The organism is Rummeliibacillus suwonensis, from assembly GCF_007896435.1.
In the GTDB taxonomy this organism is placed as follows: Bacteria; Bacillota; Bacilli; order Bacillales_A; family Planococcaceae; genus Rummeliibacillus; species Rummeliibacillus suwonensis.
Map to the genome: position 1 here is coordinate 2,760,973 of NZ_VCBL01000001.1, position 12,939 is coordinate 2,773,911.

The 12,939-nt window shown below is 36.3% G+C and carries 8 protein-coding genes; 2 read left to right on the forward strand and 6 right to left on the reverse strand.

What is annotated here, in order from left to right:
* The first annotated feature begins 221 nt into the window (after positions 1–221).
* Entirely contained in the window at positions 222–2,363 is a 2,142-nt protein-coding gene (locus FEU33_RS12520; RefSeq protein ID WP_146549693.1) for an alkaline phosphatase PhoX, read from the forward strand.
* A 979-nt stretch (positions 2,364–3,342) separates the two neighbouring features.
* On the opposite strand, the gene FEU33_RS12525 is transcribed toward FEU33_RS12520, so the two are convergent.
* The 3 genes from FEU33_RS12525 to FEU33_RS12535 form a co-directional block, all read right to left on the reverse strand.
* On the reverse strand, positions 3,343–4,491 hold the full coding sequence (locus FEU33_RS12525; RefSeq protein ID WP_146549694.1) for an amidohydrolase: 1,149 nt from the start codon (positions 4,489–4,491) through the stop codon (positions 3,343–3,345).
* Positions 4,492–5,341: 850 nt separating this feature from the next.
* On the reverse strand, positions 5,342–6,325 hold the full coding sequence (locus FEU33_RS12530) for a Two component regulator three Y domain-containing protein (protein WP_146549695.1): 984 nt from the start codon (positions 6,323–6,325) through the stop codon (positions 5,342–5,344).
* A 185-nt stretch (positions 6,326–6,510) separates the two neighbouring features.
* Entirely contained in the window at positions 6,511–7,509 is a 999-nt protein-coding gene (locus FEU33_RS12535) for an SDR family oxidoreductase (protein ID WP_146549696.1), read from the reverse strand.
* Between the two features lie 93 nt (positions 7,510–7,602).
* On the opposite strand from FEU33_RS12535, the gene FEU33_RS18845 reads away from it, so the two are divergent.
* Positions 7,603–7,764, forward strand: coding sequence for a hypothetical protein (locus tag FEU33_RS18845; protein WP_186731398.1), 162 nt, complete (start codon positions 7,603–7,605; stop codon positions 7,762–7,764).
* Here the strand turns inward: FEU33_RS18845 and FEU33_RS12540 are convergent.
* From FEU33_RS12540 to FEU33_RS12555, 3 genes are all read right to left on the reverse strand, one after another.
* The gene (locus tag FEU33_RS12540; protein ID WP_146549697.1) at positions 7,757–8,128 is read right to left on the reverse strand and encodes a hypothetical protein; all 372 of its coding nucleotides are present in this window, start codon (positions 8,126–8,128) and stop codon (positions 7,757–7,759) included. The genes FEU33_RS18845 and FEU33_RS12540 overlap by 8 nt on opposite strands.
* Positions 8,129–8,616: 488 nt before the next feature.
* The gene (locus FEU33_RS12550; RefSeq protein ID WP_146549699.1) at positions 8,617–10,704 is read right to left on the reverse strand and encodes a methyl-accepting chemotaxis protein; all 2,088 of its coding nucleotides are present in this window, start codon (positions 10,702–10,704) and stop codon (positions 8,617–8,619) included.
* Positions 10,705–11,687: 983 nt separating this feature from the next.
* Positions 11,688–12,575 carry a PP2C family serine/threonine-protein phosphatase gene (locus FEU33_RS12555; protein ID WP_146549700.1) on the reverse strand — a complete coding sequence of 296 codons (888 nt, stop codon included), beginning with the start codon at positions 12,573–12,575 and terminating at the stop codon, positions 11,688–11,690.
* Between the last annotated feature and the right edge of the window lie 364 nt (positions 12,576–12,939).

The following is a 12,939-nucleotide window of genomic DNA, read 5'->3' on the forward strand; positions in this document are numbered from 1 at the left end:
TTCATTATAAAAATGGAACATGAAAGCGATATAAAGGAGATGTAAAAGAGTTCTATATTTTTGTAAAATTTTATCATTAATAGAATAAATATTATATTAATAACATTTTTCTCATTAATTTAAATATTTTAAGCATAATTTACCTTGCTGTAACAGCGTATTTACAAAATTTTTGTCTAATTAATAGTGTAAGATAACTATTATTGGAGGATGATTGATTCATGAATAAATCATTTATAAAAAAAGGTTTAACGGCTGCTTTAGCTCTAACTATTGCTATTCCTGCCATTACTCCTGTACAAGCGGCAGCAAAAGACAATGTGAAAATTGATTCTGTGCAGTTCAATGGGATGAAAGCTCCATCTACTATCAAACAAATGGTCAATACTTACACAAATGCATCTGTTCAAGTAAAATACAGTAATGGAAAAATAAAAACATTCCCACTATCTTATAACACTTTATTCAAATCAGAAGATTCAGTAGCGAATGTGAACGGTCAATTGGTTCCTGCAGGTACACCTATCGATTATTTTGGTGATCCAATCGTTGACCCAAGTGTCCCAGGAAATAAATATTTCGTATCAGATGCTCCTGATTCCAATAGCATTTTGAATCCTATCAATGGAAAAACTTATATGATTACACATTATGAATATCAAACAGTTGATGCAGCAGGTAAAGATGCTTACGGTTTAGTTCCTGCTTCCATGTCCTTAACACAATTAGGACAAGATAGCAAAACAGGTAAACTAACAGCAAAATCTGTAAAGAAAATTGACTTTTCAGACGTCAATGGTCTTTGGATTCCTTGTAACGGCTCTCTTTCACCTTGGAACACTCATTTAGGTTCAGAAGAATATGAACCTGATGCACGTGCCTTTGAAAGCGATCCAACTTCAAAAGATCGCGCTCAGGTAGAAAGCTTTGCTAAACTTTACTTTGGTGATACGGAAAAGGCAAATCCATATTATTACGGCTTTATTCCTGAAATTCAAGTGACAGAAAACGGCGATACAAAGATTCAAAAACACTATAGTACTGGTCGCTTCTCTCATGAATTGATGAAAGTAATGCCAGATCAACGTACGGCATTCTTTGGTGATGACGGTTCTTATACAACGTTATTCATGTACGTAGCCGATAAGAAAAAAGATTTATCTTCAGGTACATTGTATGCTGCAAAATTCATCCAAACAGGAACTACAAACGGTGGTTCTGGTAATCTACAATGGATTAAACTTGGTCACTCCACTGATAGTGAAATAAAGGCTCTCATTGATAGTGGCATTAAATTTAGCGATATCTTCGAAACATCTGATACTGAAAAAGAAGGCTTCAAAAAAATTAAGCAATATGGAAAAACAGAGTTCTTAAAGCTAAAACCAGGAATGGAAAAAGCAGCTGCTCTTCTTGAATCTCGTCGCTATGCTGCATATGTAGGTGCTACTACAGAATTCAACAAAATGGAGGGTGTAACACTAAATCCTCAAGATAAAAAGGTTTATGTTGCAATCGCAGATCAAAGTAAAGGTATGGAAAAAAATCCAGAAGAACCAGCAGATGATATTCAATTGAATAAAATCAAAGCCGGTGCTACTTATCAATTGAACTTAACAGGTAGTCAAAGAGATAGTAGTGGCAAACTCATTCTAAGTAAATATGTTGCTTCCTCTATGTCAGGGTTACTTGTTGGTGAAGATTTAGATAAGGCAGATGCTTATGGCAATACAGCTAATGTCGATAAAATTGCTAGCCCAGATAACTTAAGCTATTCTGCAGAAATGCGCACATTGTTTATCGGAGAAGATAGTAGCCAACATACGAATAATTTTGTATGGGCTTATAATATCGACACGAAAAAATTAAATCGTATTCTATCAATCCCAGCTGGAGCAGAAGCTACTGGATTATTTGCAGAGGACGACCTTAACGGCTTCTCCTATATCTTCAGTAATTTCCAACATCCTGGAGATGAACTAGATGGAAAAAATATCACAGCAGTCAACAAGGATACACTAAAAAAAGAAATTGATACACAAATAGGTATTAACAAAACAGGCGGTATCGGCTATATTTCTGGCCTTCCTTCTTTCACTCATATGCCCGACTTTACTGCTCCAAAAACGCCAACAGTGAAAAAAGTAACACAAAAAACTAGGTATGTAACAGGTAAAACTGAACCTTATGCAACTATTCTTATTTATAAGGGATCCGCATTACTAGGAAAATCAGTGGCTAACTCTATGGGTGATTACAAAGTAAAAATTAAAGTTCAAAAGAAAAATACAATTTTACGTGTATATGCTCAAGACAAAGCAGGTAACAAAAGCAAAGGTAAAGGTATAAAAGTAGCTAAATAAACATTGCCACAATCCAATAGATAAATGAAAATGGTAATAAAATGAACATTTAGTGTATTAAATAGAGATACACTCTTTCAATTCACTTTATTACCATTTTAAAATACATACCTAGAATTGCTGCAACAAATGGTACAACTACCTAAAATCAATCATGCCTTTTCCCATTCTCAAGAGATATTGCATTTTTTTAAGAATATCTACTGCAAGTAATGATATCAAAAATGTTTATGTTGCTTCTCCACAATATCCAGGACTCGTTACATATCCAAACATACCACTGCTTAAAGACTATGATGCACTCCAACAATCCAACAAGACTGGTACAAACAAAGTACTATAGCAAATGGAAAGGTGATTTTGACGCTTCCTTATCAAGATGCTGGAACAAAAAATGGATGATTACAAACATTTCTAATACAAACCATCGCAATCAAGCAACTGTTGCCATTGCGATGTAAATAACTTTCCATAGAAATTTTAAAAATAAAAAGTCTCTAGGATAGAACCAAATGCCCCCCAAAGTTGAATGACTTTATAAAATTATCACGCGTGTTGATTTGACAAAAATTAGGGGTGTCTGTTTAACATAGTTTTTGAAAAACTCTGTATTTTCAAGACCATTTATATAGATCTTCGCTGCGGCTTGCTCGACTCCCGCGGGAAAAGCGAATAGATGAGACCCCGCAGCGTAGCGAGGAGGCTCAGCATTCGCCCTCAGGAAAGCGAGCAAGCCGGAGCGGAAATCAACAAATTCCCCTATTTTCATGATTTTCATGGATTAAATTGGATAATCAACACGCCTGTAAAATTATAATAAAAAGAAAATCCGAACTAATGTGAAATTCTATTTAGAATTTCGATTCATAGTTTGGATTTTTTATAAACTGAAATACCTTTGTCCCAGCCTTTATTTGAAATAAAATAGTAGACTAACCCTTCAAATTGAAATATTTTAATCTTTCTTACTCAAATCCCTCTACTTCCATTGTGCTAATACCTTCACTGCTAAGTTCGCAAAATAAGTGGCAGCAACAGATAACGCATCTTCATTTAATTTATAGGAAGGGTGGTGCCAACCATGAGGACCATCCACACCCATCCAAACGAAAAATCCTGGAATACTTTGTTGATAAAATGCGAAATCTTCTCCGGCTGGTGCAGGTTGAGCTTCTACAGCTTTAAATCCAGCCTCGAGAGCTGCTTCTGTTGCAACCTCTACAAATTGTGGGTTATTATCAACCACTGGCATATAGGAAAACCATCTAAAATCGGCACGAGCTCCATAACTTTCAGCGATCCCTTCTGCCAGCTTTTTCATACGTTCTGCCACTAATGCACGGTCTGCTTCTTGGAAAGAGCGAACCGTTCCTTCTAATTCGGCTTTATCAGGTATAACATTCCAAGTGTTTCCAGATTGCAACTTTGTGACAGAAACAACAGTATCGCTAAATGGGCTTAAGTTTCGGCTGACGATGGTTTGGAATCCTGTAACCACTTGACTCGCAATGACGATTGGATCAATGACAGCATTAGGGATACCCGCATGTCCTCCGATCCCAATGATATCAAGCTCAAAGCGATCTACACTCGCCATTAATGAACCTGCTTTTACACCAATCGTTCCAACTGGGAGATCAGGCTTGTTATGCATACCAAAAATGGCTTCTACACCCTCTAATACGCCTTTCTCTGACACATATACGGCACCTTTGGCAATTTCTTCTGCTGGCTGGAAGATAATACGAACCGTTCCTTTGAGCTCAGCCGTTCTTTCCTTCAACAAAATCGCAGCACCCATGATCGAAGCAGCATGAAAATCATGACCACATGCATGCATGACCCCTTTATTCTTAGAAGAGAAAGGAACGCCAGATTTTTCTTCGATTGGAAGTGCATCAATATCTGAACGCAAGGCTATAGTTGGTCCTGAAAGTTTGCCTTTTATCTCCGCTACGACACCTACTTCAAGTGGATAATCCAAAATATCGATTCCTGCATCTGTCAACCATTTTTTAAGACGTTTTGTCGTTTCCACCTCTTTAAACGATAATTCTGGATTCTCATGAAGTTCACGTCGATATGAAACAAGTTGTTCTTGCAATTTCACCTTTTCAATATTCCCCATAATATATTTTCCTTCTTTCAATTGTTTAATTTTTTAGTAAAAGATTTTGTTCGACCCTAGTGCAGGTAATCAACGATTGCTTTTGATGTTGCTTGTTCAAAACTATGTCCCATTTGCCATAAGGATATCTGATCGAATCCTTCACGTATGAAGTCTAGTCCGTGTATCCGAAATTTTTTTATTTCCTTTACATTTTGCTATTTCTACTATTCTACGTGAACCATTACAAACCATTTTATTTCTCTAAAAGCTATGGAACATTATATTAAATATATTATATCACTTAATCTTATCAATTTACTTTGTATTATCATATTTCATATTATTTATTACTTTATAAATTAATTCAATCCCCTCATACATATAAAATAAAACTTCACATAGTGGGAGTAGGGGCTTTCTTCATCCCTTGTTATGTGAAGTTTCACTTTGTCAAAAATATTTTATTTTTGTATAAAAAAACACTTTAAACAGATTGCCAACATGGAATAAAAATATATACTTTTAGAACTAAAATATGCTTTTTTTACTAGATAGTGGCAGCATGATTTTGACAGCCAGATGAATTTTTTGTGTAGATCACTTTTACCTGTATAGTTGGAAACAATCGTTTAGCGCTTAAATACTGTGCTTTCAACGCCCTCATCATGCTATAGTTAAGGGCGCTAGCAAGCTATTGACATCCACTTTTCTGAGCCTCATTAGTACAATGGGGGACAATCTCTCAGAAATGTTTATTTTATTCTAACATACTAAAATTCTTTTTTATGAACTGTCTGCGCAGACGTTTCAGTTTTAGATTTTCTATTCTGAGCCTTAGTCATTTACTTTAAGGAAATTGTTTTCGCCCCTAAACAATCTCGATGATTTCTGAACTGGTCGAAACTTTATGTTTTAAATGATTGATGGCAAATGCTTTTACACGGTAATTGCCAGCTTGGTCGAAAGTTACCGAAAGTGTGTGATTTGTCGAATAGCTTTTCATATCGATCCGATCTTTATCCTGGTAAACATACCATGCGACTTTATTTTTCTTCGAGTCCGTTTTGACCTCAAATATACATTGAGAACCAATTGGCAGTTTTCCTTTTGCTGATTGAATCATTTCAAGAGAAGGATAATGGAGCAATGTGCGAATATTTTCTCTTAAAATAGCGGGAAAATATTTGCCGACGTCACTATGTTTACTATAATCTCCTAAGTCGAGGTCGTACGGGATATGCTTTTCATCCAGTTTAGCTAATAAAGGCTTCACATGATTTTCATAATGTGGTTCTTCTTTTCCTAGATGGATGAAAATATTTGGCTTGTTTTGTGTTTCTTCAATCATTTTAGGCATAATCTCATTCAAAAATTGATGATCTTCTTCCCCTGAAGAGCCAGACATGAAATCAGTCACATCCTGCGAATTCGTTTGTTCTAGTAAATAATCCCCCAAGAAATATTGAGGAGAGGCCGCAATAATATGATCGAATCCGTATTTGATCCCATAATATAAAGCTGCATAGCCGCCTTTGCTAGAACCACAAGAAATAACGAAATTTATGTTATTTTCTTGGATAATGAAGTCAATTAAAGATCGGACAGACCTTTCAATAGTAAAATCTTTCTTTTCACAAAGATAATAACTTGCCCTGCTACCAAAATCATCTAATATAAAAAGTTTGTTGCAATCAATCCCTGATAATGTCCGAATAAAATTGTATGTTGGTTGCTTTTTTTTAGTAGGAAACGCTGAAAAAATCACGACTAGACTATTGGTCTTCGCATATGATTTTTGAAACAAATAGTGAATCGATTTTTCGCCTTCAAATACTTTCTCACCTTTAAACATTTGGTTTCTCCTTTATTAGATAAAATTGACCATTCACAACATTCATTGCTAATGACTATTTTAGTACAGCTCTATTGTTCGTTGTAAGATTTTGTATATTGTTAACAATACTTTTACATTAACTTTATGAAAATATGATATAGATTGTTCTTAAGCTTTGTCATTCCCGCCAAGCGTTCTTAAAATCACGATTGAGTCGATTCGCCACCATCGACATGAAGTACTTGCCCCGTTACATGTCGCGAGTCGTCTGAAGCTAGATAGACGAATGTTGGAGCTACTTCGAATGGTTGCCCCATGCGATCAAATAGGTTCCCACCATGAAGGGCAGTTTCATCAGATGAATAACTAGCTGGAATTAGGGGCGTCCAAATACGGCCAGGTGCGATGGCGTTCACACGTATTTGCCGTTTTGCAATATTTCTCGCTAATGCACGTGTCCAACCAACGATAGCAGCTTTTGTAGCAGAATAATCCATCAAATGAGGCTCACCTCTATACGCAACAACGGAAGCAGTTCCAATAATGGAGCTTCCTGCTTTTAGATAAGGCAAAGCCGCTCGAGTCGTGTAAAAATGAGAATAGACATTTACTTTGAATGTTTCATCAAACTGTTCATCCGTAATCTGAGTAATATCATTTTGGTGAAATTGAATACCAACATGATTACATAAAATATCTAACCCACCAAATGTACGGATCGTTTCATGGACAATATGTTCGCATTGTTCCTTTTTTCTCAGGTCTCCAGGGAGTAATAAGCATTTTTGTCCGAGTTCTTCAATTCTCTTTTTTGTTCGTGTAGCATCTTCATGTTCATCTAGATAGGCAATGGCTACATTTGCTCCTTCTTTCGCAAAAGCGATAGCGGCTGCAGCCCCCATCCCACTATCCCCTCCAGTTATGAGTGCGGTTTTGCCTTTTAATTTTCCACTACCTTTATAATGTGGGTTTTCAATGATAGGCCTTGGTACCATTAAATTCTCATGACCAGGCTGACGTAATTGTCTCTGTTCTGGCTGTGGCATTGGCACTTCTTCAAATCTTTTTATTTTTCCATAAATAGGGTAGTGTGGATACGGGTCATCCCTTTTATTTTCCTCAAACCATCGCTGGTACTCTCTGATCCGCTCCAGCTCTTCATTAGATAATGAATTATGTTCTTGTTCATTCTCATTCGTCATAACATATGCCTCCTTCTCGTCATAGACTATGTTTAGGCATTTATTTATGTGAAAAAATGCTAGGCAAGATCATTTGATATGGAGGAATGAAAAATGAGAATGGAGTTTTTCCCTGAGGCAACAAGACTATTACAAAACGAAGAATCAAAAGTAACAATGGAATATCTAACATACAGTTGGTCAATGCCAACCATCTCTACAAGACCACCTTACTACAGTAACCCTGTCTATGAACCTTATTATCCAATCATGTGATTCCTGAATGGAGACATAAAGAGGTAAGATGAGTAAGACTTTCATTGTTTTTTATAGAACATTTTGGAACTTCTTCCTCCGTGGATGAACTTTCTTCCGTGGATTGGGGCTCTTCTTCCATGGATGGAATCCCTCCTTCCGTGGATTGTGGCTCTTCTTCCATGGATGGAATCCCTCCTTCCGTGGATTGGGGCTCTTCTTCCATGGATGGAATCCCTCCTTCCGTGGATTGGGGCTCTTCCTCCGTGGATTGGGGCTCTTCTTCCATGGATGGAATCCCTCCTTCCGTGGATTGGAGCTCTTCCTCCGTGGATGGAATCTCTCCTTTCGTGGATAGAGCTTCTCCTTCCGTGGATTGAACCAAAACAAACCATATTCTAAAAAAATCAAATCTCATTTCCCGGGATTTGATTCAGTTTTCCATTGGTTGTTCTATAAAGTGAAACTCCATCAGTGGAGGTTTTCTTCATCTCCCACTGATGGTTAGTTGAACCAATCGGGCTTTTACGGGTAGTTAATCCCCCATCTATCTTTGTCGTTTCTCTATATCTTGAGATAGGGGTCTTACTGCCCGTTAAAGCGGGATAAAAAATCCCTACATCTTTCATAATAAGATGCAGGGGACGACTTTTTTCAATGGGATAAATTTAGATGCTGTTGCTATATATTGATAGAGTTGCTCTAGATACGTTTTCTCACACCCATTGGGGAAAGTTGAACTTCAACCAGTAGAAATTTCTTCATTACATTGGTTGAAGCTGAACTAATCGGATTTTCATTAGAAGTAAGTCCCCATGTTACTTGCGTCTGGCTGCGAGGGCTTACTGTCTGTTGATATGAGATAATTCGCAACTAATAGCTAAATTTAGACAATTCTAGATGAAGTGATTCTGCCATTTTAGAAAGGTTGTTGACCATTCCATTAATTTCTTGCATAGAAGCGTTTTGTTCTTCCATCGTTGCTGATAATTCTTCTGTTCCAGCGGAGGACTCTTGACTGATGGATGCGATGTTTTCTACATCACTCAATACTTCAATCGTTGCTTGCTTAATGATTTGAGAAGCACTATTTACTTGATTGATTTGAACAATCATTTCCTGAATATTTTGGTTGATCTCATCGAATGTTTCTTTATTTTGCTTAATCAAATCAGACCCTACTTGAACTTGTTGAACCACACCATCCATCGCTTGCTCTACTTCTTTTGTTTCTTTTAATACACCGTCAATAATGCTTGAAATTTTACTTGTAGATTCAGCAGATTGTTCAGCTAATTTTCTTACTTCCTCGGCTACAATTGAAAAACCTTTTCCATGTTCTCCAGCACGTGCTGCTTCAATAGCCGCGTTTAAAGCTAGTAGATTCGTTTGTACTGCTATATTATTGATCACGTCGAGAATCTCTCTAATCTCTTTAGAATTTTCACCTAGCTGCTGCACAATTGTCGCAGTAGAGGAAACCTTTTCTTCGATCGTCTGCATGCCATTTATTGACCGGGTAGCACTTTGTAACCCTTTTTGGACAGAATCCTCTGTTTTCTGTGAATCATTTTCCATTTCCTCTATATGCTGTGTAATCTCTTTCATTTCACCATTGACATGTTGTACCTTTTCTAAAATATCACTTGCATATTGTGCTTGACCGGTTGATCCTGCGGCTAATTGCTCTGATGTTGCGGATACTTGTTCAATTCCTTCACTCATTTCATTCGTAAACGTCGATAACTCTTCACTGTAAGAATTGACTTGTTCTGAAATACCTGCTGCATCTTTGACTAAAGTGCGCGTATTTTCAGTCATTTCATTCATTGCCATAGCTAACTGACCAATTTCATCTTTTGATCGAATGGTTAATGGCTCTGTCGCTAAATTCCCATCTGCAATTTCTTGAACTTTTTCGAATACCTTTTTGATTGGTTTCACTAATCCTCTGGCAATCAGCGTGACCAATAGGACAAGAATGATTAAACCAATAATTCCAATAAGTAGAGAGGATTTTAATAATGTGTTAGATCCTTCTTTTACTTCATTTAATGGAACGGTCACTAGCAACGACCAAGGTGTATTCGTTGACCCTATAGAGATGGGAGAATATACATTATAAACATCTTTTTTAGACGATACATTTGTAAAGGATACTGTTCGCCCTGACTGAACGGCTTTTTTGACTTTTGCTGACTCTGATCCTGCAAGCTTATCGCTGCTTTTTCCGACTAATTGTTCGGATGGATGAGCTACAATCGTTCCATCATTTGAGATAATCGCACCAGATCCACTTTTATACAGATGAATGGAATCGTTTACTTTTTGGATTGATTTTAAACTCATATCCACGCCAACAGCTCCTATAACCTGTCCTTCCTTTTTAATAGGAATCACAAAAGAAGTCATCAATACTTTTTTTCCATTTATTTCATAGTTATAAGGATTCATGATGACTTGCTTTCCACTGTTTTTAGCAAGAAGATAATAGTCACCAGCACCTGGCTTGTCATAATCCTTCAATGGTAATACACTGATTTTCTCTCCTGATCGATTCCAATATGGAATAAATCTCCCCGTTTGATCATGTCCCAGCTTGTTTTTATAATTTTTATCCTTTCCATCAAAAGCATTTGGTTCCCATATTGTCCATACACCAAGAAAATTAGAATTTTCTTCAAGTGTTTTTTCCAAAATTTTATTGGCCAATTGCCGATTCGCATTATGTTGATCTACCATCGTATTCAGCGTAATCGCAAGCCCTTTCGCCATATCCATTGAATAATTGAGATCGTTTTCTACATTTTTAGCTTGTTTTTCTCCTTCTTTAGTTGCCAATTCTTCTGCGCTTTTGACAGATGAATGGTTAACTTGGTATAGATTGAATCCTATGATCACTGCAAAAACAATCACACATGCACTAAGAATTGATAATAATATTTTTGCTAATACTTTCATCCTACTACCTCCTACATGATTCACGACAAATATGAACTACATCTGTGTCTTATTCACTATGTTCGTCGTCATAATTTCAAAAAAGTTTATGAATAAATTATATTTTCAAATAAAAAATTAATGAGCCTAAACTAACCATATATACAGGGATTATTTATTCATACAAATACTCATGTAACACTGACGATGACACAAATGAATTTTATACAGGCTAGATTGAAGAATTTTGCTAAACACGAAACGATTAGAAAAAGAAAAAGCACAGATTGCCGATGGAACAGCATCTGTACTCTATTTTTTCATGGGATAAAGGGAAACTTTCATCAGTGGGAGTTTTTTCATTCCCCACTGAACTATAGGAACTCAGGTTAAAAGCGCCACGTCCTATGGCAACACCTGAGTGACCAACATCTTGTTACCCCGAACCGATCGGGCGCATGCGGCAGTTGTTCTTCCTAACCTAACTTCCTTTTGCTGAATTTTGAGGTGGGTATTGCTGCCCATTATGCGGGACAAAACTGAATCTTGAGACAAATAGCTATTTTCGAACATCCTTAAATCTCAGTGTACATTTCCCTATTTATATGAAAACTGAATCATGTATTTCTTGGTTGTAAAGCAAAACTTTTCAGGCTTAGTCATATCAGTTTATCTTCAGCAATGGATTATCTCAATATATACCTGAATTACGAAGGAATACTATGTAAAAAACTGATTTACACAATGGCATTGTATTATATTTAGTCATAAGGTGGCGTTTAATGTTGGTATTTAAGATTGATTTTCTTTTTATGAGTCGAGGTTGATTATTGGATCCCAGATGCAAAGGTTTTCGTATACTAGCAAGAATAACCATCCGAATATAGGCGATTGATGTGGTTTGAAAAAGTTTAGCAAAAGATTTGGTGTAATTGTATACATACGAAATGAGTGTACTTATTTGTTGACTGGTTGAATTAGGCATACGAGAAACTCATATCACTTCAGTTTCTCAAAACCTCCAACAAAATTCCTGTTTTGTCATCGGATCTTTCTACTCTTGGATATTGCAGGCAATAAGGATCATTCTTTTCCATAATGATGTTTTTCGAGCATGCACTTTTGAGCCCTCTGTTGAAAATATGCTTAGCTGTATCCATCCACCTTTCATACCCCGGTGGTTTATGACTGAGCAATTGAAGTCCATCCGTTACCAATGCGATTTTCTTCATATCCATCAATGGAATACTACCCTTGTCCCAAAAATCCGAGGATTCCCTACTACCATCTATCGTTCCATATCCTTTATAGGTATTGACACTTTCACGATACTGCATATGGAAGGGTTGAATTAATGTTCGGGCATTTTCATAACATTGATCTAACTTTTTTTCTGAGTAATTCCGCCTCAATGTCTTTTTTAAAGTATTAAAGGTTCCCTTCCATTTACGAATATACTTTTCCTGCATTTTGGCTTTATGATCATAAGTGATACTTCGGATCGTACCGTTTTCATATTGCACAAAAATCATGCAATTTCCCGTTTGAATATAGTGCAGCTGATCATCTCTAATCTGAACAGCGGCTACACTACAACAATTTCGCGTGTGCTTTTTTATATCGGCAAAGTCATCCCAAAGCATTCTTCCTTTTTTGGTCCTTCTCATTTCCATATTGGCGGCCCTTAATATATGATCTAAGGAATCATTTTCATAGGTTTTGTCTAATAGAAAACGTCGTACAATATGTGCAGCCTCTGCTCCAGAAAAAAGATCAAATCCCGATTCTCCGTCAATGACAGCAAATCGATTATTTTTGGTGTCGCTAACATATGCGTCTTCTAGTTCCTTGTTGATACCATCTTCATAAATAAGCCCTATTACATTAATCATCCGAAAATCACTCCTCTTTTAGATTAAATGTACAAATCCTTTATGATTTCCATACTACCAACATTCCTGTTTATATCCATATGATTCTTTACGACTATACAATATCATTATTTTGGATATTAAAGTTACTTTATTCATCAATTGTAACAATTAATTCAAAATTGAAAGAATTTTATAAAAATTCTAAAAATATATCAAAACGCCACATTTTAAATAAAAATTGATGTCATATCAAATTTTTATTATGGCTACGAACATTGAAATCATAAGGTTTCGATAATTCTCGACATTTCATCGACAAAAAATTTTTCAACATTTTAACCCCTCAAAACTATTTTTTGCTCATTTTACAGATAACGACACA